The sequence below is a fragment of the Listeria costaricensis genome, assembly GCF_900183385.1.
Taxonomy (GTDB): Bacteria; Bacillota; Bacilli; order Lactobacillales; family Listeriaceae; genus Listeria; species Listeria costaricensis.
The window spans coordinates 1-24,439 of record NZ_FXUT01000017.1 but is presented as its reverse complement, the minus strand read 5'-3'; the positions used below and the strand labels follow the sequence as shown (position 1 = coordinate 24,439).

Annotated in this window: 21 protein-coding genes; 2 read left to right on the top strand and 19 right to left on the bottom strand. The window is 45.9% G+C overall.

The window, feature by feature from the left end; translation table 11 throughout:
• Position 1: 1 nt before the first annotated feature.
• Entirely contained in the window at positions 2 to 367 is a 366-nt protein-coding gene (locus tag CS921_RS12280) for an Asp23/Gls24 family envelope stress response protein (protein ID WP_099224301.1), read from the bottom strand.
• Between the two features lie 289 nt (positions 368 to 656).
• Between CS921_RS12280 and rpmB the strand changes: the two genes are divergently transcribed.
• Entirely contained in the window at positions 657 to 845 is a 189-nt protein-coding gene (rpmB, locus tag CS921_RS12275) for a 50S ribosomal protein L28 (RefSeq protein ID WP_099224299.1), read from the top strand.
• A 123-nt stretch (positions 846 to 968) separates the two neighbouring features.
• On the opposite strand, the gene CS921_RS12270 is transcribed toward rpmB, so the two are convergent.
• The 17 genes from CS921_RS12270 to CS921_RS12190 form a co-directional block, all read right to left on the bottom strand.
• Positions 969 to 1,613, bottom strand: coding sequence for a thiamine diphosphokinase (locus CS921_RS12270; RefSeq protein ID WP_099224297.1), 645 nt, complete (start codon positions 1,611 to 1,613; stop codon positions 969 to 971).
• A 58-nt stretch (positions 1,614 to 1,671) separates the two neighbouring features.
• Positions 1,672 to 2,328, bottom strand: coding sequence for a ribulose-phosphate 3-epimerase (gene rpe, locus CS921_RS12265; RefSeq protein ID WP_099224295.1), 657 nt, complete (start codon positions 2,326 to 2,328; stop codon positions 1,672 to 1,674).
• 2 nt (positions 2,329 to 2,330) lie between these two features.
• Complete coding sequence (gene rsgA, locus CS921_RS12260) at positions 2,331 to 3,203, bottom strand: ribosome small subunit-dependent GTPase A (protein ID WP_099224293.1); 873 nt, start codon at positions 3,201 to 3,203, stop codon at positions 2,331 to 2,333.
• 17 nt (positions 3,204 to 3,220) lie between these two features.
• Positions 3,221 to 5,194 carry a Stk1 family PASTA domain-containing Ser/Thr kinase gene (gene pknB / locus CS921_RS12255; protein WP_099224291.1) on the bottom strand — a complete coding sequence of 658 codons (1,974 nt, stop codon included), beginning with the start codon at positions 5,192 to 5,194 and terminating at the stop codon, positions 3,221 to 3,223.
• Positions 5,191 to 5,952: a Stp1/IreP family PP2C-type Ser/Thr phosphatase gene (locus CS921_RS12250; RefSeq protein WP_099224289.1), complete on the bottom strand. Its 762-nt coding sequence runs from the start codon at positions 5,950 to 5,952 to the stop codon at positions 5,191 to 5,193. Before CS921_RS12250 ends, pknB begins: the two co-directional genes overlap by 4 nt.
• 20 nt (positions 5,953 to 5,972) lie before the next feature.
• Positions 5,973 to 7,295, bottom strand: coding sequence for a 16S rRNA (cytosine(967)-C(5))-methyltransferase RsmB (gene rsmB, locus CS921_RS12245; protein WP_099224287.1), 1,323 nt, complete (start codon positions 7,293 to 7,295; stop codon positions 5,973 to 5,975).
• Complete coding sequence (gene fmt / locus CS921_RS12240) at positions 7,296 to 8,237, bottom strand: methionyl-tRNA formyltransferase (protein ID WP_099224285.1); 942 nt, start codon at positions 8,235 to 8,237, stop codon at positions 7,296 to 7,298.
• A 12-nt stretch (positions 8,238 to 8,249) separates the two neighbouring features.
• Positions 8,250 to 10,652, bottom strand: coding sequence for a primosomal protein N' (gene priA, locus CS921_RS12235; RefSeq protein ID WP_099224283.1), 2,403 nt, complete (start codon positions 10,650 to 10,652; stop codon positions 8,250 to 8,252).
• Positions 10,645 to 11,856, bottom strand: a complete 1,212-nt coding sequence (gene coaBC / locus CS921_RS12230; protein ID WP_099224281.1) for a bifunctional phosphopantothenoylcysteine decarboxylase/phosphopantothenate--cysteine ligase CoaBC — start codon at positions 11,854 to 11,856, stop codon at positions 10,645 to 10,647. Before coaBC ends, priA begins: the two co-directional genes overlap by 8 nt.
• A 179-nt stretch (positions 11,857 to 12,035) precedes the next feature.
• Positions 12,036 to 12,230, bottom strand: a complete 195-nt coding sequence (gene rpoZ, locus CS921_RS12225; protein WP_099224379.1) for a DNA-directed RNA polymerase subunit omega — start codon at positions 12,228 to 12,230, stop codon at positions 12,036 to 12,038.
• A complete protein-coding gene (gmk, locus tag CS921_RS12220) occupies positions 12,230 to 12,847 on the bottom strand; it encodes a guanylate kinase (RefSeq protein WP_099224279.1) in 618 nt (205 codons plus the stop codon). The genes rpoZ and gmk overlap by 1 nt, the downstream gene beginning before the upstream one ends.
• 18 nt (positions 12,848 to 12,865) lie before the next feature.
• Positions 12,866 to 13,741 (bottom strand): YicC/YloC family endoribonuclease, encoded by an 876-nt coding sequence (locus CS921_RS12215; protein ID WP_099224277.1) that lies wholly within the window; start codon positions 13,739 to 13,741, stop codon positions 12,866 to 12,868.
• Positions 13,742 to 13,916: 175 nt separating this feature from the next.
• Positions 13,917 to 15,053: an ABC transporter permease gene (locus CS921_RS12210; RefSeq protein ID WP_099224275.1), complete on the bottom strand. Its 1,137-nt coding sequence runs from the start codon at positions 15,051 to 15,053 to the stop codon at positions 13,917 to 13,919.
• Position 15,054: 1 nt separating this feature from the next.
• Positions 15,055 to 16,164 (bottom strand): ABC transporter permease, encoded by a 1,110-nt coding sequence (locus CS921_RS12205; protein WP_099224273.1) that lies wholly within the window; start codon positions 16,162 to 16,164, stop codon positions 15,055 to 15,057.
• Positions 16,165 to 16,177: 13 nt separating this feature from the next.
• On the bottom strand, positions 16,178 to 17,113 hold the full coding sequence (locus CS921_RS12200; protein WP_099224271.1) for an ABC transporter ATP-binding protein: 936 nt from the start codon (positions 17,111 to 17,113) through the stop codon (positions 16,178 to 16,180).
• Between the two features lie 70 nt (positions 17,114 to 17,183).
• Complete coding sequence (locus CS921_RS12195) at positions 17,184 to 18,323, bottom strand: sensor histidine kinase (RefSeq protein ID WP_099224269.1); 1,140 nt, start codon at positions 18,321 to 18,323, stop codon at positions 17,184 to 17,186.
• Positions 18,320 to 18,961 (bottom strand): response regulator transcription factor, encoded by a 642-nt coding sequence (locus tag CS921_RS12190; protein ID WP_099224267.1) that lies wholly within the window; start codon positions 18,959 to 18,961, stop codon positions 18,320 to 18,322. Before CS921_RS12190 ends, CS921_RS12195 begins: the two co-directional genes overlap by 4 nt.
• A gap of 124 nt (positions 18,962 to 19,085) precedes the next feature.
• Here CS921_RS12190 and CS921_RS12185 point away from each other — a divergent pair, with 124 nt between their 5' ends.
• Positions 19,086 to 20,795: an Rqc2 family fibronectin-binding protein gene (locus CS921_RS12185; RefSeq protein WP_099224265.1), complete on the top strand. Its 1,710-nt coding sequence runs from the start codon at positions 19,086 to 19,088 to the stop codon at positions 20,793 to 20,795.
• A gap of 80 nt (positions 20,796 to 20,875) precedes the next feature.
• On the opposite strand, the gene CS921_RS12180 is transcribed toward CS921_RS12185, so the two are convergent.
• Positions 20,876 to 22,783, bottom strand: a complete 1,908-nt coding sequence (locus CS921_RS12180; RefSeq protein WP_099224263.1) for a beta-glucoside-specific PTS transporter subunit IIABC — start codon at positions 22,781 to 22,783, stop codon at positions 20,876 to 20,878.
• Positions 22,784 to 24,439: the final 1,656 nt, after the last annotated feature.

Here is a 24,439-nt window from a genome sequence, read left to right as displayed (position 1 = left end):
CTTATGCTTCCTTCAGTACTTTGACACCTTGAACGTAGATATTGACCGTTTCAACGGAAAGTCCAAGTGTTTTTTCAAGTGTGTATTTGACACGTTCTTGCACGTTATGTGCGACTTCTGAAATTTTTGTTCCAAAGCTTACGATAATATACATATCAATGTGCAAGCCGTCTTCTTCTTGGCGGACAATCACACCTTTTGTAAAATTTTCGCGACGCAGGATATCGGTCAAGCCATCACGGATTTGATGCTGGCTCGCCATACCGACGATACCAAAATTTTCTTCGGCTGCCCCGCCTGCGATCGTTGCAATCACTTCATTGGTAATATCGACTTTGCCATGTTTTGTTTCTATTTCAAGTGACATATTGGTTCCTCCTTAGTACAATTCTGAGCCATTTTCACTATCGTTTCTCTCAGGTTGTTTTTAACCATTCCCTTTTATTTTACTATACTATCTAAAGGATGAAAAGTTTTTAATTGTCTCGCCTACTCCCGCCTTTATTATACTGTCAAGGAAAAATTCTTTGCAGGAATTTCGCTGATAGACTTGCAATAGCGTTCGAGGTATGATAAATTAATCTAGTGTATGAAATAAGAAATGGAACTTAAGGTTTAAGTTCTTTTCGAGAAAGCCTTGTAAGGAGGGGTTATAGATGGCAAAAGAATGTGTAATCACAGGTCGTAAATCACGTTCTGGTAACAAACGTTCCCACGCGATGAACTACAGCAAACGTACTTGGAAAGCTAACCTGCAAAAAGTGCGGATTCTTGTTAACGGTAAACCTAAAAGAGTTTGGGTTTCTACTCGCGCGCTTAAATCTGGTAAAGTTGAACGTGTTTAATTTAATCATAAGAAGCAAATGCAGCGATCATTTTGATTCGGTGCATTTTTTCTTTACAAAAAATCCCCCAAACAGCTTGGCATTCGTTTGCTGTTTGGGGGATTTTTGCATGTATACGCCATCCTAATCTCGACTTTCTGTATACAAGATCAGTCCACTTTTAAATGAAAAGAGGCCTTCCGTTTCTGTAAATTCATTGCTTGAAAGCGGTGAGCCGGCGGGATAGTCTGCCTCTTCCAGCGGATATTTAAAGCCACGCAGGGTGAGGCCGGTCACATCGGTCATCGTTGTAAAAGCGACATATTTCATTTCGGGGCGTTTTTGAACCTGATAAGTGCCCGGCTCGTACATGCGGATATAGTTATAACGGTCAATGATTTCAACAAGTGGGATGGCCTGCTTAAATCTTGGCTTCAAAAGCATCATCAAATTCACAAGCAGATGGTCGATTCGCCCGCCTGTAGCACCGAAAATCCGAATCTTGTCGGGAGCTTGTTTAAGCGCCCAGCCAAGGCCGATCTCGGTGTCGGTTTCGTCTTTTTCGGCGGGGAAAAGCTCGACGTCTGCTACCTTTTTCTTCAAATCCGCCAGTTCAGCCTTGGTGATTGAATCAAAGTCGCCCATCGCCTTGTCTGGTGTGATGCTTCGCTTTAAGAGCCTAATTGCCCCTCGGTCGACGCCTAGCCAGATGGCCGCTTCGTTTTGATAAGGTGTCAAGTCGGGCAGTTCGGTTTCCGGCCCGCCAACCATAATATGAATGACTATCATTTTTTTCACTCCTTAAAAAGACTTGGAAAAGTGCACGGCCAAGTCTTTCTGCCATCCGTTATTCGCCAATCACGTGACGCAGTTTGTCGATCGGTGTCGCCCGATTTTTACTGCCGTAAATATAGCTGCCGGCAACAAAAACGTCTGCACCTGCATCTAGGCAGAGCTTAGCGGTCTCATGATTGATGCCGCCGTCCACTTCGATTTCAATTTTCAAATCGCGTTCGTCCACGATTTTTCTGAAAGCGGCAATCTTTTCTGTCACTTCGGGGATGAAGGATTGCCCGCCGAAGCCTGGGTTGACGGTCATAAAGAGCACGAGATCCAGTTCAGAGAGCACATGTTGAATCGTGTCGATCGGTGTGGCTGGATTGAGCACCGCCCCTGCTTTCACATCGAATGAGCGGATATGTTGCAAGGTGCGGTGCAGATGTCTGCATGTTTCCACGTGAACGGAAATATAGTCGGCACCTGCTCGTGCAAATTGCGGAATGTAGGCATCTGGATCTTCAATCATCAGATGGACATCGATTGGCATCTTGGTGTTGGGCCGGATCGCCTTAACGGTGTCGGGGCCAAACGTAATATTTGGAACGAAATGTCCGTCCATGACGTCCACATGCAGATAATCGGCGCCAAGCTGTTCCACTTCCTTGATATCTCTGGCAAGATTCGCAAAGTCTGCGCTTAAAATCGATGGTGCAATTTTTCCCATTTTTAATACCTCGGCTTTCTATTTTTGATTTCTGTCAAAATTTGCAGGTAATGTTCATAACGGAATGATGCAATTTCGCCTTCCTGAACGGCTACTTTTACGGCACAGGAAGGTTCATTTTCGTGCAGACAGCCGCGGAATTTGCAGCCACTGCGCCGGTCTTCGATTTCTGGAAAGCTGAATTGGAGTTCTGCCGCTTCGATTGTGGTCCACTCGATGGAGCTGAAGCCCGGCGTGTCCGCAATGAAGCCCGCGCCAATTGGGAGCAGCTCGACGTGGCGGGTGGTGTGGCGGCCTCGTCCCAGCGCATCCGATATGGCGCCTGTTTCAAGTGATAGATTCGGATTGAGTTGATTGAGCAGGGTGGACTTGCCGACACCGCTTTGTCCGGCGATGACGGCTGTCTTTCCTTCAATCCGCTCGATCAGTGACTCTTTATCGACTTCCCTGCTGGTTAAAAAGACTTCATAGCCGATTGCCCGGTAAATGTCGACTAGTTGAAGAATATTTTCCGTTTCCGCTTCATCCGCCAGATCCATTTTGCTGATGCAGATCACTGGGCGGATATCCTCATGTTCGATGGCGACCAGGAAGCGATCGGCCAAATTGGTGGAAAAAGCTGGTTCGACTGCTGAAAAAACAAGGATGGCAATGTCGATATTGGCGACGGGCGGCCGCACTAAGGCATTTTCCCGCGGAAGGATCTCCATAATGTAACCGTCTGTTTCATTTTCAGCTTGAAAAACTACATCGTCACCAACAAGCGGTGTCAGCTTGCGTTTTCGAAAATTGCCGCGTGCCCGGCATTGGTAGACTTTCCCCTCATGGTAGCAGTAATAAAAGCCGCTTAGTGCTTTGATAATTTGACCTTCCAGAGCGCCTCTTCCTTTCTTTAATTCGGATAGGCGACGGTTCCTTCATCAATGACGGTATTATCGCGCATGATTTTATAGCCGCCTTCTGTGCCTTCCTCAATTTCAAATGTGATCGTTTCGGTGGTATCTTTACTAATATCCATTTCACGATAAGGAGATGTCATGCTGTGATTCTTATCTTGAATATAGATTTTGATATGATTCGTGGTTGTTTGACTGCTGTCATCCGGTTTTTGATACGGAATGTCGAACGTCTTTTTAACACTTTTTACTTCTTTTTCTTTCGGCCCGCTCGAAATCACCACATTCACGGTACTGCCTGGGCTAACTTCCGTGCCGGCAGCTGGTGATTGGCGAATGACTTGGCCTTTTTCAACGGTATCTGAGTTTTCTTCGGTCTTATTGATGACGAGCCCTGTACTGCTGGAGTAATCTTCTAATGCTCGTTCATTATAACCGCTCAGATCTTTGACGGTGACGGGTTCTGTTCCTTTGCTGACGGTCAATGTCACAACGGTATCTTTGGCGACGACCTCATCTCCAGCACCAGGATCTTGTGAAATGATCATACCTTCTGAAACGGTACTGCTGTAACTTTCTTCTTTTTTGACAGATTTAAAGCCCTGATCTTTGAGCGTGGCAGCCGTCTCATCATAACTGCGACCGGTGTAGTCGTCCATTTTGATCATTTTGGAGCCGATGCTGATGTAAAGATTGACTTTGGAGCCTTTTTCTTTCATTTCACCGGCTTCTGGATTACTTTTGATCACTTTTCCTTCTGCCACTGTATCGCTGTTGGTCTCGATCGTTTTACCGATGTTGAAGCCTTCTTTTTGTAGAATGCTGAGTGCTTGCGATTCTGTTTTGCCTGTCACATCAGGCACTTTGATTTCATCAGGTGATTTGCCTAATAGCCATAGTCCAATGATGAGCGCGGCAAAGAGTAAAATCACGATGGAGACGATCCAAATGACTTTCTTTTTCTTGCTTTTTTTCTTCTTTTTAGGGTCATTATTCTTGTTTTCCTCCACCGCTTCTTCTGCTACCACACTAGTTTCCGGCACCATGGTTTCATCTAAATTGCGCAAGGTATTTTTAGAATTGATGACGGGGATCGTTTTTGTATCGCCATCGTCCCCATTCAGTTCATATTTGGGTTCATTCAGTCGTTCTGGATTTAGGCAGGTTTTGAGGTCTGCTTCCATTTCATCAGCTGATTGATAGCGCTGAAAGGGATCCTTCGCTGTGGCTCGAATAATAATATTTTCCAAACTTTGTGGGATATTGGGATTTTGCGCACGCACGGATGGAATTTCCGCTTGCAGATGTTTAATGGCAATCGATACGGCCGATTCACCGTCATGGGGAACGCTGCCGCTCAAAAGTTCATAAAAAACAATTCCCAGCGAATAAATATCGGATTTCTGTGTGGCCATACCGCCGCGCGCTTGTTCCGGTGATAAATAGTGAACCGATCCAAGCAGGGAGTTTGTTTGGGTAATTGACGTTTCAGATAGTGCCATTGCAATCCCAAAATCTGTAATTTTCACGATACCTTCATGATCGATCAGAATGTTCTGCGGCTTGACGTCCCGGTGAATAATGTGATGCTGATGGGCCGCAGAAATCGCCGAGACGATCTGGCTCATAATATCCACTGCTTTGTCAAACGGGATCGGATGATTTTCTTGGATATATTGTTTTAAGTCCATGCCTTCTACATATTCCATGACGATATAGTGCAGGTCATTTTCTTCGCCAATATCATAAATGCTGACGATATTCGGGTGAACGAGGCTGGTTGCTGACTGCGCCTCACGCTGGAAACGGCGGATCAGATTGCTTTCATCAGCCAGATCGATGCGTAAAATTTTGACGGCAACATCGCGATCTAAAATCATGTCGCGCGCCAGAAAAACATTTGCCATGCCTCCGCCGCCGATTGGACTAATAATTTTATAACGACCGCTTAGCCGCTTACCAATCATCATGCTTCATTCCCCCTCTTGTTTCCAATACTTCTTTCCAGCAGGAGTACGGTAATATTATCTTCGCCGCCGTATGCATTGGCTTTACTTATAAAGGCATCTGCTTTTTCGGCAAGCGTTCGTTTACTATTTAAAATAGCCCGCATTTCTTCTTCTGGCACCATGTTGGTCAAGCCGTCTGAACAAAGCAGCAGCTGATCCCCCGTACTAAATGAAAGTGTGAAGGTATCGCTCTCCACCTTGCCCTCCACGCCTAGCGCCCGAAGCAAAATGTTTTTTCGTGGGTGGTTTTGGGCCGCTTCTTTAGAAATCTCCCCCTTGCGTAAAAGTTCATTGACAAGTGAGTGATCTTCTGTGATTTGCAGCAGTTCGCCATTTTTGAGTAGGTATCCGCGACTGTCGCCCACATTGGCCACTACGACCTGACTACGTGTGAAAACGGCTGTGACAAGTGTCGTGCCCATTCCTTTTAAATCCTGAGCATTCTCAGTGGCATATTCGACCATTTGGCGATTGACTCTTTGAATGTTTTCTTTCAACCAATTTTCGATATCTTCCGTAAGTAAAAAGGCTTCGGTTTCCTGCCACGCTTCGCTTAAAAGGCGGACGGCCATTTCAGAAGCGACATCTCCGGCTCTATGACCACCCATGCCATCTGCTACGATTACGATCGGGTCGCCGGTCTTATTTTCAAATACGCCGCCATTATCTTCATTATGATGTCTGATTCGACCTCGGTCTGTTCGGAATTCTGCATGCATCGGGTACATCTCTCCATTTCTTAACTGCGTTTTTGGAAACTCGCGACAAAAAATCCGTCGCTATCTATGTCCGTCGGTAAAAGTTCCAGATAACCATTTTTTTGCAGATGCGCGATTTTCTCAGGGAGCGCCACATCAATTAATTCAAAGGATGGGTGGGCCGCTAGAAAGGCTTCTGCCACTTGGCGATTTTCCTCTTGATCGATCGTGCATGTGCTATATACTAATATACCATTATCTTTTACAAGTTGGCTAACATCAGCTAAAATCGCAAGTTGGATATCATGCAAGCGGTGAATATCCTCTGCCGTTTTTTGATATTTAATATCCGGCTTGCGGCGCAGGACGCCAAATCCAGTACACGGGGCATCGACAAGGACGCGATCAAAACTGGCAGGCTCAAAATGGCGGCTGGCCGTTCTTGCATCTATTTCTTTCGTTTGGACGTTCCGCAGGCCGATTCGCTTGACGGCTTGACGGATTAGCTTGGTTTTATGGGCGTGGATGTCGAGTGCTGTTACCTGGCCGGTATTTCGCATTTTTTCGGCAATATGGGTCGTTTTTCCGCCGGGCGCTGCACAGGCATCCAGAACCTGCAAGCCTTCTTCCAGTCGGAGTGCATGAGCAACAAGCATCGAGCTTTCGTCTTGAATGCTGATAAGGCCGTCTTTAAAAAGAGGCGTTTCTGCAATCGTACCGTGGTCGACTAGGAGGGCTTCTTCAATATAGGCAGAGGGTGTGGTCTCAATACCCGCTTCTGCCAGTTCCTTTTGGACGGCTTCACGACTGGTGCGCCACTTGTTGACGCGGATACTTTGATGCGGCGGTGTGAGAAAAGCTTCCCCAATGGCGGCTGCTTTTTCAGGACCATATTGATGGATCCAGCGCTCTGCCAGCCACTCTGGAAGGCTCGCCTGGATGGCCAGACGTTTGACCGGGTCTTGGATCGTGCTGAATGCCGGCAGTCCTTTCCGTTCGATATTGCGGAGGACGCCGTTGACAAATTTCGTGATTCCTTGGTGCCCTCTTGTTTTCGTGATTTCTCCTGCTTCATGTAAGATCGCATGGGCGGGAATTTTATCTAAGTAGACCATTTGATAGACGGACAGGCGTAAAAGATTGCGCACCCAGTCTTCTGGTTCCTTTTTCAAAAATGGCGACAGGTAAAAATCAAGCGTCAACTTGCGCTGGATCGTACCATAAACCAGCTCGGTCAGGAGGGCTTTGTCAACAGGCTTGATATTTTGGCCTTTTAAGACTTCATTAATAAGCAAATGGCTGTAGGAGCCGTTTTTTTCGATTTTCTGGATCGATTCAAGTGCTAATTCACGCACAGTTTTCATTTAATCACCAAACCTTGTTTTTTCATTTAGAGTGCGTCCTGCTCCTTGCATAAAGCTTGCAGTGGGCATTTTGGGCTTTCCGGCCGGTTGTACCTCGAGCAGCTCGACAACTTTTCCATCTCCTGCTGTAATGCCTAGTCGATTTTTTCCAAGTGGATAAAAACTTCCGGCAGGATCTGCGCTCGTTTCTTCTGTGAGTTTTGCCTGCCAAATTTTAAACGGCTTTTCGGTCAAAGTTGTATAGGCAACAGGCCACGGGCTCAGGCCACGAACCTGATTGAATACTTCACGGGCGGTTTTGTTCCAGTCGATTTTCTCCTGTTCTCGGCTGATATTGCGGGCAAAGGTCACCTTTTCAGCATCTTGCGGAACGGCTTCCAGATGGCCGGCAAAAAGTTCAGGCAGAGTATCCATCAAGAGTTCTGCCCCAAGCTGGCTTAGTTTATCAAACATGGTGCCAGTGTCATCTTGATCTGTAATCGGTATTTTTCTTTGGGCAAGCATATCGCCGGCATCCAGTTGCTTGACCATATACATGATTGTCACACCGGTTTCCGGCTGTCCGTCAAGCACGGCATAATGCACGGGTGCGCCGCCGCGATATGCTGGCAGTAGCGATGCATGAACATTAATTGAGCCAAATCGCGGTGCTTCTAATAATGAAACGGGCAAAATTTGACCATAGGCAGCGGTTACGAGCAGGTCCATGTCTAACTCGACTAGTTCTGCCAGTTCTGCTGAATCGCGAAGTTTCTCCGGCTGGTAGACGTTTAATCCTAGTTCAAGTGCTTTCTTTTTTACTGGTGGCGGGGTTAAAACGCGTTTTCTGCCAACGGGGCGATCTGGCTGGGTGACGACGCCGATGACCTGATAGTCTTTCGCCAGGCGTTCTAAAATCGGAACGGAAAATTCGGGTGTGCCCATAAATAGAATTTTTTTCATGTGTTCTCCTTCTTACATCAGCACATAGGGCTGCACGTCGATCGAGATCGTGAGTCCTTTTTGCTGGTCTTTTTGATAGTGTTCCAAAATGCTTTTTAATTCGGCCTGCAGTTCAGGCTCGACTTTATATTTGATCATGCATTGGTAGCGGTATTTATTCTTGATCCGGCTGATCGTGCTGGGTACGGGGCCGAGTATCAGCGCATTTTGATGCAGCTTGGAACGCAGATAGTCGGCAATTTGTCGAATCGTTCGGATGACGGTCATTTCATCTTCATGACTGACCCCGATCAGCGTCAAATAGTAAAACGGTGGATATTGATAGCGATAACGCATCTGCATTTCATGTTCATAAAAGCCCAGATAGTCATGCTTTTTGGCGTACTGAATGCTGTAGTGCTCGGGTGTATAGCTTTGCACAATGACTTCCCCGGTGAGTTCGTGTCGTCCAGCTCGTCCGCTGACCTGAGTGAGTAGCTGGAAGGTCCGCTCGGCTGAACGGAAGTCTGGCAAAAATAGCATTGTATCGGCATTTAAAACACCAACTAGCGTGATGTCCGGAAAATCCAGTCCTTTGGCAATCATTTGTGTCCCGAGCAAAATGTCGGCTTCATGATTAGCAAAACGTTGCAGGAGCTTCTCATGGGCTCCTTTTGTCCGGGTCGTGTCGACATCCATGCGAATAATTCGTGCTTCTGGTAGCAGCTTGGTCAGGCTCTCCTCGACTTTTTGCGTACCGGTGCCGAAATAGCGGATATGCTCGCTTTCGCAGGATGGGCAGTGATTCGGAACGGCTTCCTCGTGACCGCAATAATGGCACTTCATCTTGTGAGTCGCCTGATGGTAGGTCAGAGAAATATCACAGTTGGGGCACTCGACGACATAGCCGCAGTCACGGCACATCACAAAGGACGCATAGCCGCGTTTATTGAGCAGAAGGACGGTTTGCTCGCCTTTTGCCAGCCGGTCTTTCATTTTTTCGAGCAGGATGCGTGAAAACTCGGTCCTGTTCTGCTGTCTGAGTTCATCGCGCATATCGACAACGTGGACTTCGGGCAGGTCTTGCTGATTGACTCGATCGGGCAGTGAAAGCAGTGTATAGACATTTTTTTTGGCGCGGGCAAAGGATTCCATGGAGGGGGTCGCGCTGCCCAGAACAACGGGGATATTCGCACGGGCCGCACGCCAGATGGCTACGTCACGTGCATGATACCGCGGATTGTCTTCTTGTTTATAGGTGGCCTCGTGCTCCTCGTCAATGATGATCATGCCTAAATTTTCAAAAGGAGCGAAAACGGCTGAACGGGCACCGACGACCACATGGGCTTCTTTTTTCTCAATTCGGCGCCATTCGTCATACTTTTCACCGGAGGACAAGGCACTATGCAGCACGGCCACTTCATCGCCAAAACGGCTTTTGAAGCGATTCACCATTTGTGGGGTCAGGGAGATTTCCGGTACGAGTACGATCGCTTCCTGCCCCTTCTTTAAGACGTGTTCGATGGTTTGCAGGTAGATTTCAGTTTTCCCGCTGCCCGTCACCCCATGAAGCAGAAAGGTCTCAGCTCGGTTTTGTTCGACCGCCTCGATGATTTGGTCACAAGCTTGTTTCTGCCCGTCAAGAAGCGGCAGTGCGGTCGTTTTTTCAAAAACCCGTCCTTGATAGGGATCGCGTGCCACTTCCTGATCGACAATTTTCAAAATGCCGACTTGGGCAAGTTTTTTGATTGGTTCAGTCGTGACTCCCGCTCTTTCCTGCAGGGCTTTTTGGGTGATTTTGGTTTCGCCTGTCTGCATAAAATAACGTAAAACTTTTTGCTGTGCTTTGGCGCTTTTAGGCAAATCGAGCAGGGCCTCTTCCAGTTGGACTGGATCCTTTTTCAAATGAACGTAGCGAGCTTTCTTTTTGGTAATCTTATTTTTCACCTGGTAAATGACTTCTGCTTGACCGTTTTTCAGGTATTTTTGAATGACTTTGAGGAGTCCGTTTGCTTCGGCTTTTTTCCAGTCGAGTGTTTCATAGCCTTCAAAAAGCGCTTCAAGCTCTGCGTCCTCTTCGTCTAGGCGGACAAAATATTTTTCATATTTGGCGCGGAGAAGTGCCGGCAGCATGGCCTGATAGGCTGAAACCTTGAACGATAGCGTTTCTTTTGCCAGCCAGTCACCCAGCGCTAAAAGTTCGGTACTTAGGACGGGCAAAAGATCCATAACTTCACGAATTGGCTTTAGTTTATGATTGTCGGGGGTCACTTTGGTTTGAATGACAAATCCCTGAACGGTGCGCGGTCCAAATGGCACGATCACGCGCATGCCGGCTGTTACGACGTCGGTCAACTCTTCTGGAATCAGATAGTCGAACGGTCGGTCCACTTGCATGGCCGGGACATCGACGATCACTTCTGCGACATTAACCATTGTGCTTGGCTTCCAGTACGCGGCTGATTTCCGTCGTGATTCGTGCGGCCACGTCGCGTTTATCCAAAAGTGGTAGAGCGATTTCTTGGTCATCTGCGAAATAGAAGGTGACGATATTGGTATCAACGCCAAAGCCTGCCCCTTGCTCTGCGACATTATTGGCAACGATGAGATCGGCGTGTTTTTTGTGCAGTTTGGCGCGGGCATTTTCGGCCACATTTTGCGTTTCCGCGGCAAAGCCGACAACCACTTGATCAGGACGTTTGGTTTCTCCGACAGAAAGCAGGATATCTTTGGTTCGTTTCAGTTGAATGGTCAGATCGCCGGGCTGTTTTTTGATTTTATGCGCGTGCACTTCGACAGGTGTATAGTCGGCGACGGCTGCTGCCATAACAAAGGCATCCTGCTGCTCTTTGACACTTGTCACGGCTTGATACATCTCTTCGGCTGAGTCGACATAGACGGCTTTCATATTAGGCGGGACGGGTAGTTCACGCGTGGTGGTCACAAGGGTCACGTCGGCACCTTTTAGCATGGCTTGTTCGGCAATCTGAAAACCCATCTTACCGCTCGAACGGTTGGTAAAATAGCGGACTGGGTCTAGTTTTTCACGTGTACCGCCTGCTGTGATGAGCACTTTTTTGCCGGCAAGTTCCGTCTGATCTTCTCTAAAAAATTCTTCGATTCGTGCGGCGATTTTCTCTGGTTCTTCCAAGCGACCTCGACCTACATAGCCGCAAGCCAGATAGCCTTCGTCCGGTTCGATAAAACGGATGCCGTCTTGATATAGCCGCTCAATGTTGCGGACGACTGCCGGATGGCTGATCATATGAACATTCATGGCTGGCGCTACCCAGACAGGCGCTTCTGTTGCAAGCAATGTGGTCGTAACCATATCATCTGCTATTCCGTTCGCCATTTTGCCGATCAGGTTGGCCGTTGCAGGGGCTACGATGACGAGGTCTGCCCAGTCGGCTAGATTAATATGTGCAACAACTTTCGACTCTTTTTCATCAAAAGTATCTGTATAAACATCATTTCGGGAAAGGACTTGAAAAGAAAGCGGCGGAACAAACTGCGTGGCGTGCTCAGTCATCATGACTTTGACATTTGCGCCTTTTTGTGTGAGTTTACTGGTCAGTGCGACCGCTTTATAAACGGCGATCCCGCCTGAGACGGCCAGTAAAATATTTTTTCCTTGCATGTTTTTCACCTCAATCACTTTTGTTGGAGCGGTTTGCGTAAAAATGGATACAGGCTCCGCGTGCATCTGTTTTTATTATACAATAGAACGGCTTTGGAATTCATGCTTTCGGTATAAAAAAACTCTGCTTAAAGCTGGTTTCCCGCTTTAAACAGAGCTTCTTTGCGCTCAAAGTCAGCTTATTTTTCAATGACAAGTTTGCCGGCATAGATTTCTTCTAGTGCCTTCCCAACATACTTGTGCGATTCATAGCTTGGAAGTGTTCCTTTTGAATCCGTCGCTTGCATGTTGCGAGCACGTCCTGCTGCCACTGTTACCAGTGAATATTTTGAATCGATTTTTAGTAATAGGTTGTCAATTGATGGATATAACATCATTTTAATCCCTCCAGCATTTTTTGGTAGCGATGTACGACTCGCTCCGTTTTTAAATGTTCTGTTTCTATAATTCCTTTGATTTTGCGGACTGCCTCAGGTACCAAGTCATTGACGACGGCATAATCATAGCTTGTCATCAGTTCGATTTCCTTGCGGGCGGTTTCCATCCGCTCATTCACGACTTCCATTGATTCTGTTCCACGCCCGATAATCCGATTTTTCAGCTCGGAAAGATCTGGCGGTGTCAGGAAAATAAAAACTCCTTCCGGCATCCGTTCCTTCACTTGGAGAGCGCCCTGCACTTCGATTTCAAGAAAAACATCAATGCCTTGAGCGAGCTTTTCTTCCACGTATTCTAGCGGCGTACCGTAGTAGTTGCCGACATATTCCGCGTATTCGAGCATTTGACCCGCATGGATTGCGGTTTCAAATTCCTCGCGGCTGCGGAAATAATAATCGATTCCGTCTTGTTCGCCTTCCCGCGGGCTTCTTGTTGTCATCGAAATCGAATAATCAAAATTCGTTTCCGGATCGGCAAAAATGGCGCTTCGAACGGTTCCTTTCCCCACGCCTGAAGGGCCGGATAAAACGATCAACAGTCCTCGTTCTGACATTTATTTCCCTCATTTCTCTTATTCCACATTTTGTACTTGTTCGCGAATTTTTTCAAGTGTTGTCTTCATTTCGACCACTTTTTCAGTAATGGTGAGCATTTGGGCTTTTGAACCGATCGTGTTGACTTCACGGTTCATTTCTTGAATGAGAAAATCGAGTTTGCGACCGATGGGCTCCTCTTTCAGAAGGATGCTCTCAAATTGCTTGATATGACTTCCAAGCCGCTCAATTTCTTCGTTGATGTCCGCTTTTTCTAGTAAAAGCGCCAGTTCTGAAAAAAGTAGATGCTGATCAAACTCAGTTCCCGCAAGCTGTTCCAGTCGAGAACGCAACTTTTCTTCAAAATAAAGCCGATTTTTCGGGAGCTCTTCTTCCACCACTAGAAGCGCCTGCTGCAAGGTTGTGACATGCGTCTTAAAATGGAGGGCGAGTTCGTTCCCTTCTGTTTGCCGCATATCATCCAGCCGTTTCACTGCTTTCTCCAAGGCTTTCAGAAAAAGTGGCTCCAGTTCAGGACTGACTTCTTGTGCTTCTTTTACTTCCAAATAGGCAGCGTCCGTCAGAAAATCCTGCATGGTGGGCTCAGATTCAAAGGAATAACGTGCCTTGGCCTTTTTCAAAAAGCGATAATAATGATCGGCCAGATCCCAATCCACAACGAGCGATTGTTTGGCGATATGTGTGCCCTCTACAGAGAAAAAGCACTCGACCCGGCCGCGCCGAATCACGCTTGCGATCATTTTTTTCATGCTGCCTTCTAAAAAGTTAAACTGCCTTGGCATCCGAAATAGACATTCTAAGTAGCGATGATTGACGGCTTTCAGTTCGACGGTTACTTTAAAATCTGCCGTTTCCTGACTGGCACGTCCAAATCCGGTCATGCTTTTTACCATTACAAGACACCTCGAATCACGATTTCATCTAATCATTATAGCAAATCTTGGCTAAAAATACAGCCATTTTTATGAAAAAAGAAAAAAGAGGTTTGAGAGGAGCTGCCACATGCCGCTGGACAAACATGGTTTCCGGGCGCGGCAGGCATATCCTCAAGCCTCTTCATTCCTTTTCTTACATAAATACGGTTTCTTGTTCTTTTTTGCGGTACTGGAAGATGGCGATGCTGGCAAAAAGGACGGTGAAGCCGAGCAGCACGGCGATTGAGCTGAAAAGTTCTGCCAGTCCGCCGCCATTTTGCAAGATGCTGATGGCGTGCATCACCCAATATTGCGGCATAAAATGAGCCACCTTCTGCATGATGTCGGGCATGATTGCGATCGGAATCAGGGCGCCGGACAGAAGAGTCGACAGTGTGAAAATAATCATTTGCAGGGCGCTAATACTGCGTCTGCTTTTCGCCGCAAAGCCAAATGCCAGTGACAGGAAAATGGCCATCAGAGAAAACAGGCTCATGATGCTAAAAAGTGCCAGATAGGAAGTTCCCGGGTCAATCTGGAAGATGAATTTCATCGCGATCAGACAGACAAAAACTTCAAAAAGGACGACTAGATAGCCGAACAGGCTGCTACCGATCAAATACTGGTTGGCCGACAGTGGTGTGCTCATCAGACGCTGATAGGTCCGGTCTTCTTTTTCTTGTAAAATCAGTTCACCGACATTCCCGGCGGCATAAAGAAGCATCATGCATAGAAAGCCGAGGATTTGTGCGCTCATCATTTTGGCCAGGTCGGTTTTGTCATTCAAGCTGACATTTTCCACGGGAAGGGCTGCCGACAGATAGGATGCCTGATAGGTGGCGAATTGATCAGGGCCGCCAGCTGCTAGCAAAGCTTCCACCTGGGCGATTGTTGCCTGCAAGGTCATCTTCACCGTTTTGACCACATCTTCCCCCTGCATGGACTCGATTTGAAAATGGGCGGGGGTTCCTTCTTTCAGGCTTTGATTGCTGCCTTTTTGAAGAAGAATCAGGGCGTCGATCTGACTGCTCTCAAGCTGCTGCTTCCCTTTTTCCACTGAAACAGACTGGATGCCCTTTTCTTCCAGCATTGAAACAAGCGCTGTCGTATAGGTGCCGGCATCGTCATTAGCAACGCGAATCGAGGCGCCTGACGTATCTCCTTGCAGATCATAGGCGAAGAAGTAGATGAGAATGCTTAGAATCGGGAAAAAAAGTATCGTGATTAGTTTGAATTTATTGGAGCGCAGAGTGGTGAAATGATGGTGAAATAACCAGCCGATCTGTTTCATCTCAATACACTTCCTTTCGTCTGATCAAAATCAGTGAGATGCCGATAAAGAGGGCTGTAAAGATAAGGTTCCCTGCAAGTGCCAGTGCCGCATCTTGCCATTCGTTCTGATAAAGCAGATTGCGCACGCCGATATTCAACCAGCCGACCGGCGAAAAACGCGGCATGATCTCCCCGACCATTGGATAATAAGCGCCGCCAAGAAAACAAAATACTTGGACGAGCAGGTTTCCGGCGCCTAGAACGGCTGGATTATTATCCGAAACAATGTCCAGCAGTATCCCGAGGGCAACGGAGAAGAGTAGCAGGGATAAATAGATGCAGAAAATAAAGCCGGCATGTCTTCCCCAGTCGACATCAAAGAACAAACCGGAAAAAAGCATGAGAATGAGTAGGGCGCAGGTATTGACGCCCAGTGTCCCGAGGAAATTCCCGCCGAGCACGGTCATCTTGGAAACAGGGGCAATTTGCAGACGTGTATAGGTGTGTAGCGTTTTTTCGATTCGGAACGTATTGGCCCCGTTCATGACGCCGAACATCATTGCCATGGCGATCAAAGCAATCGCATAATATTGAAAAGAGGTGACCTGATTCCCGGAAGGCGGCTTGGCTGTCGTGATTTTTGCACTCTCCGAATAGGCTTTCTGTAGAGCCGGCTGGACTTGGGTCGGATCGACTTGAGCAATTCCTGCCGCCAGCTGGTATTGACTGGAAAAGGCTTGGATATAGTTGTCCAACACGGTTTTGGTCACTTTATCCGGCATGTTGGTGACCACTTGGATTTTTTGATCATCAATGATAATAAGGGCATCTTTTTTTCCGTGTGCCACTAAGTCTCGTCCCTCTTTTTCCTGATCAATCTTTGTAAAATGAATCAGCTCTCCATCTGCCTGTTTGGCAAAATTTTGAAAAGCCGCTGCACTTTCCTTGTCCGTTTGAAGGGTATAGGCGGCATCTACTTTTTCAAAGGTCATGTCATCATCAAAAGCATTTTGGAGCACGCTGCCCAGAACAAAAATGAGCGCAATTGGAAAAAGCAGCGAATAGATGAAAAATTGGCGGTCGCGCAGGCTCAGCTTGAATTCCTTCCATGCGATTTGAAATAGTTTCATAAAAGCCTCCTCCCTAATCCCGCAGCAAACGGCCGGTTAAATTCAAAAAGACTGTTTCGAGATTCAAGTTCTGCTGCTCCACTGTCAATATTTCAATGTCATGTGCAAGCAAATAGGCAAGCATGTCATTCAATTGATTGATTTCTGCTTTCGTGGTCAGCCGAATGGTATTTTCCTCCATCTGAACGGCCACTGTCCCGCGAATCGCCAGCAAGGCTTCTTTATCAACCTTTTCTGCATTAGCCACTGTGATGATGGTTTCCTTCACGTCTGTCACAAGGCCAATCAGCGCTTCTTTGCTGCCCTCAGCGATCACACGTCCCTGGTCAATGATGGCTATCTGATCACAGAGCTCCTCCACTTCTTCCATATAGTGGCTAGTGTAGATAATCGTTGCTCCTTCCTGATTCAGGCGACGAATAGAGGCTAAAATATAGTTGCGTGATTGCGGATCAATGCCGACAGTTGGTTCATCCATAATGATTAGCGACGGCTGGTGGGCAATCGCGCAGGCAATATTGAGCCTCCTTTTCATCCCGCCGGAAAAGGTTTTCGGGCGCAGTTTGGCCTTTTCTTCCAAGCCGACAAACTTCAATGCTTGCTGCACAGCCTGTTCAAGCGCCTCGCCGCGCAAGCCATATAGGCCGGCAAAAAAGCGCACATTTTCATAGGCGGATAAATCGGGATAAAGCGCAATCTCTTGTGGGACCAGCCCGATTCTTGCTTTATGGGCGGTATTCTGTCCGTTGCTTTCTTCTCCAAATAAGCGCACGGTACCGTCAGTTGGGCGCAAAAGTCCGCAAATAATACTGATTGCCGTACTTTTCCCCGCACCATTTGGGCCGAGCAGTCCAAAAATCTGACCGGACTCAATCGTTAAATCCAAATGATCTACAGCAATCGTCTGATCAAACTTTTTCACTAATTGACGAATTTCTACGATTTTCATTTTTCCCGCTCCTTTTTTAATTGATAGGTTCAGTATAATAAAAAAGCGAGGCTGCTCCCAGTGCAATTCCTCACTTTTTGACCGTGAAATTCTCATGTTTTATCGGGAAAATCATCACGATGGCAAAACCCGTTCGATGATTAAATGTCGTTTGCCCGCCGAGCGCTGCCGTTCGTTCTTCTATACCGATCAAGCCGAGACTCTTTTCAAGTTTCCGCACGCCAATGCCGTTATCCTTGATTTCAAAGCGGATGAATTGATTGAAAACTTCCAGCCCAATTTGGACGTTGGTCGCCTCGCTGTATTTGAGAATATTCGTTAATCCTTCCGTCAGATTTTGACTGATCACATACCAGATTTCCTGCGTGATGCGGCTTAGGTTCCCACTGATTTGAAGCATTGTCCGCTTACTTGCTTTTTGTTCAAATTCTTCCAGCTGAAATTTGAGCCGATCGAGCGCCAGACTTTCCTGCTCCGGCTTGGTCTCCTTTAATGTCAGCCTGATCTGCTCGATCCCCTCTTGACTGATTTTGATGGCATTATCGAGCAGTTGCCCGGCCTTTTGGGGATCTGTTTGAAGTAACGTTTTCGCGGCTTCAAGCTGCAACAAGCCGCCTGTCAAAGAGTGCCCGAGCTGATCATGGATTTTATGGCTTAGTTGATTGCGTTCTTCCAAACGGAGCAAATGAATCTGCGTCAAAAAGCCGCGTTCCATCGTTTCATGTTTCCGTGCAAGTTGATAGAGACTTCCTTCCAGCCGTATCGTTTCCTCTGCGCGAATTTGCCGCAGCTGTTGCAATTCCAAAAAATAATGCGTGCATAGAAAAACGAGACCTGTCACAAGCGCATACCCCATTGTCGCCAAATGATCTTTCGCAAAAAAAGCGGGCAACAGACACGCAGCAAACAGCCCAAACTGGTAACGAAGCCGCGGGATGTCTAAGGCATACAAACAACCAGCCGCTGCAAACGGCAACAGGAAGAAAAGCAGTGAAAACCCAGCGACAATCAGCCATAGTAGCCCCATTGTAACCAACAAACTGCCGACTAGCTGCACATGCCGCCAGAGTGACAGGAAGATTTGGGCCGCCAGATAAAACAGCGTGATAATTAAATAAAGCGTAAAGGTAAACAGGTTGGGAATCTCTAAAAAGACCAACCACATTAGAAAAATCGCGCTGATCGTATCGAGACCGATTTTTTCATTCATGTCTCGCCTCCCGCCTTTCCTGTCAGGTAAAGAATCGCTAGTTGCGTGCGGTGTTCCAGTCCAAGCTTACCAAGAAGTGTCGAGATATGGTTGGCGACGGTTCCTTCTGATAGGAAAAGCAGACGAGCGATTTCTTTGTTGCTGTATCCTTTCGCCACTGCTGCCATGATGTCTTTTTCGCGGTTCGTCAAGCCTAGCCGTTCCATGACTGCCGCGTAATCTGTCCGTCCCGAAAGTGAGTCCTTCATTTTCAGCCAGATTTCTTCTTGAACGATGCTTTGATTTTGGCTGACACTTCGCAGCGCCTGAATGATCCGTGCCGGGTCATTATTTTTCAGCAGATAGCCCTTCGCCCCATTTTGAATGGCGCTGATAATGTAGGCGTCATCGTCAAACGTCGTCAGAATAATCACCTTGGTGCAGGACGTTTCGGTGATTCGTTTTGTCGCTTCCACGCCGTCCATTTTAGGCATGCGGATATCAAGAAGCGCAATATCCACAGGCTCCGTCTGGCAAAAGTCGACCGCTTCCTCCCCATTTTGCACAATTCCGACCACTTCAATATCTTCTTCCCTATTTAAAATGATTTCAAGTCCGCCTGTAATAAAGGCATTGTCATCCGCTATCAGCACTTTCATCTGTCCGGCTCCCTTCTTTTCCCATTCATTTTAGCGTGATTCTGAAAGTTTCGTCAAATCTGATTTGGAGGATCCCTTAAGACGTGCTAAAATAAAAGGATGAACCCTAAAGGAGAAGAAAAAAATGGCTTTTGATGCAATGTTTTTGACAGCCCTTTTGCCGGAATTAAAAAATTCTGCTGAAAGTGGCCGAATAATGAAAATCCACCAGCCTTTCTCACATGAGCTGGTCCTTTATATCCGAAAAAATCGTGAAAATAAACGGCTACTGATTTCCGCACATCCAAGCTATGCCCGCGTTCAGTGGACTAGCGACATACCTGAAAACCCCGTTCAGCCGCCAATGTTCTGCATGCTGCTGCGGAAATATTTGGAAGGCGCTATTATTGAAGAAATCGAGCAGATTCCAAATGAACGGGTGCTGCTGTTCCATATTCGCGGCAAAGATGATATTGGTGAAAACCGCCGTTCGACCCTTTATATTGAAATCATGGGCCGCCACAGCAACATCACGCTGGTTGATCAGGAAAAGCAGACGATCGTCGACTGTATCAAGCACGTTTCGCCGGCGCAAAACAGTTACCGGACGCTTTTGCCTGGTGCAAGTTATATTCTGCCGCCGCAAGCAGATAAGCTGGATCCGTTCCAGACCGACAAAACGACACTGCTTTCTGTCATTGATTTTTCGGCGGGGCAGGTCGACAAGCAGCTAGTTCGGGCTTTTGCTGGCTTTAGTCCGCTGATTGCAAAGGAGATTGTGGCGAGAGCTGGTGAGGCCGGGCCGCTGACACTGCCGAATGCTTTTTTTGAAACGCTCGACAAGGTGCGGACGTATACGCAAGAACCGCTGCCCCAATATTTACAAGAAGCGGATCGTGAAGATTATACCTTTATGCCGCTCGTTACTTATCCGGATGCCGAGACGGCGACTGATTTGAGTGCGCTGCTCGACCACTTTTATCTTGGAAAAGCCAGACGTGACCGCGTTCATCAGCTTGCCCATGATCTGGAACGATTGTTGGCCAATGAACGTGCCAGAAATCTTTTGAAAATCGAAAAGCTGGAAAATACGCTGCTTGAATCTGAAAAAGCCGATGATTACCGGATAAAAGGGGAACTTTTGACAGCCAACCTTTATCAAATGGAAAAAGGGCTGAAAGAAATCACCGTGGAGAATTTTTACGATGAGGCGCTAGCCAAAGTCACGATTCCACTTGACACGCGGAAGACGCCTTCGCAAAATGCGCAGAGCTACTTCAATCGCTATCAAAAATTGCGAAATGCCGTCCACTTTGTTGAGGAACAAATCGCCCTCACGAAAGAAGAGATTCGCTATATTGAAGGCATTGAGGCACAGCTTGATACCGCCAGCACGGAAGATATTGAAGAAATTCGGCAGGAGCTGGGCGAACAGGGCTACATGCGTTATCGGCAGAAAAAAGGCATGCGCAAGAAAAACAGTGCTCCGAAACTAGAAAAATATCGCTCTAGCACCGGACAAACGATTCTTGTCGGAAAAAACAACAAGCAAAATGAGTATCTGACGAATAAATGGGCAAAAAATCATTATCTCTGGTTCCACGTCAAAGATCTTCCCGGCTCGCATGTCGTGATTGAATCTGGCGACCCGGATGAAACCAGCATTCTGGAAGCTGCAATGATCGCTGCCTACTTCTCCAAAGCCCGCCTGTCGGCCAGTGTCCCGGTAGATGCCACGCTTATCAAACATGTCAAGAAACCAAACGGCGCTAAGCCAGGCTATGTGACCTATGATAACCAGACCACCTATTTCGTGACACCGGAAGAAGAAAAAGTTCGCGCACTTCGCGTATAATCATAAAGAAGCCGAAATGCTGGCTGCCTTGTAGAAATGGGCATGCTAGTTTTCGGCTTCTTTTTATTTTTCCGTAAAATTTAAATGACCAAGGTGATGAGGCGGTCAAAAGCTTTGACTGTCTTTTCATCGATGATCAGGACATCTAAATATTGCTCCGAGTTTGTCACCACGATCGGCGTCGTCATATCATAACCTGCTTGAGTGATTTCTTCCATATCAAATTCTGTCAGCAGCTGCCCGACTTCAATTTTATCCCCTTGCGCCACATGTACGGTAAAATACTTCCCTTTAAGTTGCACCGTGTCCATGCCCACATGGATTAAAATTTCTGCCCCATCGTTTGTCGTGATCCCCACCGCATGGCCTGTTGGAAAAATCATCGAAATAGTTCCTGATACTGGGGCGAATAGTTTTCCTTCAGTTGGAAGAACCGCAATTCCGCGGCCTAATGCACCGGAAGAAAAGGCTTCATCTTTGATATTGGTGAGAGAAATGACTTCACCGGATACTGGGCTCAAAATCACTTCCCGCTCGATCAGTGTTTCCGTTGTCGGAATTTGCGGTGCTGGTTCGTTGCTTGCTTCTTCCTTATCTTTGAAACCTGTTACCATGACAAGTACAAAGGCTAGTACGAAAGCAATCGCAATCGCCGCAAGAATCCACCAGAATGCCGGTTCAATTGCAGCGCCTGGCTTGATGAAATTCGGAATACCAAAGACGCCAAGTCCACCCATGATATATTTTTTCACGCCAATAAAACCAATGATCCCGCCGCCGACACCTGCTGCAATACAGCTCATGATAAACGGTTTTTTAAGTGGCAAAGTGACCCCGTAAATCGCCGGCTCCGTTACACCAAAGATGCCGGAAATGAAAGCTGGTACGCTGAGCGATTTGAGTTTTTTGTTTTTCGTTTTGATCATGACAGCCAGTACAGCCCCGATTTGTGCAAAAGAAGCGGCAAATGTCATGGTGAGAACCGGGTCGTATCCCAGTGTCGTCAAATTGTTGATCGCAATCGGAATAAGTCCCCAGTGAAGGCCGAAGATGACAAATACTTGCCAGAAAGCCCCGAGGAATACCCCAGCGATCATTGGGCTTAAATTGTAGACCCACATAACCCCTGCTCCCAGCAATTGACCTGCCCATGTAGCAATAGGCCCTATTAAAAGGAAGGTCAGCGGAATGACGATCAGTAGTGTAAAGAAAGGAATCAGGAAGGTTTTGACCACATCAGGAATGATGCCGCGTAGCCATTTTTCTACTTTCGAGGCGAACCAAGCTGCTGCAATAATCGGGATGACGGAAGAGGAATAGGTCATCAAGATCACAGGAAGCCCTAAGAAGGTAATATGAATAGGAGATTGGAAAATGGTCCCGTCGAACAAGGTGTAAAGCGGTTCAGTCGCTCTGAGTCCTGCAAGTGCCGGATATACGAGAGCCGCCCCAATCGCCATCCCAATGAACGGCGTGCCTTTGAATTTTTTGGCTGCCGTATAGCCTAGGAAAATCGGCAGGAAGAAGAACAAACAGTCCCCAGCTGCATATAAAATCTGATAGGTTCCAGAAGTCGTTGAAAGCCAACCGAACGCCGCAAACATGGCGGCAAACCCTTTGATCATCCCTGTCGCAGCGAGCAAACCCAGAATCGGTGTGAAAATTCCAGAAATCATATCAATAAAACGGTTAAAAATATTGCCACCGGAAGTCGCTTCGTCTTCTGAACTTCCTTCAGCTGAAAGGCCACCCACTTCTAAAACGGCTTTATAAACATCTGGAACATGATTGCCGATGACGACTTGATACTGGCCACCACTTTTGATAACCGAAATGACGCCATCCATTTTTTCAAGCGCTTCCGAGTTCGCAATCTTCTCATTTTTCAGTTTAAATCGCAATCGTGTGACACAGTGAAAAACACTTGCTACATTTTCTTTCCCGCCGACATTTTTTAGAATGTCCCTTGCTAGTGGTTCATAATTCATCCTTACCCCTTCTTTCTGTTTGTTTTTTGGGCAATAGAAAAACCTAAGCTTATCCAAAGACGAGCGGTACAAAAGTACACACGTGTCCCTCTGATCAACTTAGGTTTTGCCCAACGAATGGTAACAATCCTTGTGAATCTAATTCAATGTTAGCACGCTAAGAAAGCGGTTGCAATACTTTTTCAAAAAACTGTTCTAGTGATAAAATTTTTGGAATCGGTTTTGCTGATTTGGACGTTTTGCTGGTACTTCCTGTGTGATGGTATGAATGTTTGTGTGATGAAATCTTGATAACGCTAGATGATTTAGAAAGCATTTAAAATGGCTAAAAAAGTCGGGCACTACGCCTAAATGCATAAAAATACGACGGCTTGACCTCGTGTTATACTCAGTCAAAACCGTCGTATGAATTCATTTTATTTTGTCAAATGAATTTAGTTACACATTTTCTGCTAAAATTACTTTTTTGATAACTGGAATTTCTTAAAAATTTTCAATCCGATGAATACTAATCCCGCAACGAGCGCTACTTCTAAAACGATTGGTACATAAGGCATTATCCATTCCATCATGTTGTCCTCCTTATTTAAACTAGTAGTGAATCTTTTCCCATCGAATGGAGCTTTTAGTATGACTTTTATTTTTACAATTAAATACATCGCTAGTATTATTAATCGTTTTAACTCCCGTAATCACAAAATGCAAACGTTAACAAAAAGATGAAGACTTTTTCCTATTTGTCCCTCTTTCTATGTTGTTTCATTTATTTTAACATATCTGTATCTTGTATAACCAATACAGTCTTAAAGCCCTTATAAATCACAGTAAAAAAATACGATATTCTAATATTTCGAATGATTTTCCACAAATGATTTAATCACTTTTAACTATTTATACGTATAAAAAAAGAATTCCCCATTATATAAACATTAAATATACATATATAATATGATTTTGTCACCATTTTTCCATATTTCAACTTAAATAGCCTTTTCAAACAGAAAAAAGTCCTGAATAAGCACTAAACAATAAGTTTAGCCTGTATAAAAATACACAAAAAAATAGCGAGACCAAATGCCGACCAGAAAAATCTGATTGGTATTTGGTCTCGCTTAGATACGTACGACAAAGCTTACTTTTCTAGTCCATACTTTGGGCATATCAAAAACCACACAAAGCTCGTTAGAAAGATTTTGTTCGCTTTTTCATTTTCCGATATATTAGACAGATAATAAAATCAATGAGTACATAGAGTGCTGTTAGTAGAGCAGTTATTAACAGCACGTTCATAATCACACTAAACAATAAACTCATGCTAAAACTAGTTATATATAATAGATACAAAAGTAGATTTCCACTAAAACATATGCAACTGAAAATAATGACTCTTTTTTTCATAACAACCATCCTAATTTTAACTTTATGATTTTACTAATTTTGAGGTTTTACTAATACTTCCCTTGCTATTACATTCTAAATTAACTCTTAGATACAGTTCTTGCGCATTTCCTACACCTTATATGATATATCCTAACATATTTTATTTTCGTATAATTTATACAACAAATAAAATATATTTATTTTACAAAAAATGTTTAATAAAACAAAAAAAGACTTTTTGTTTCAAATTATATTGCAGCAGTTTCCGTATGTGAC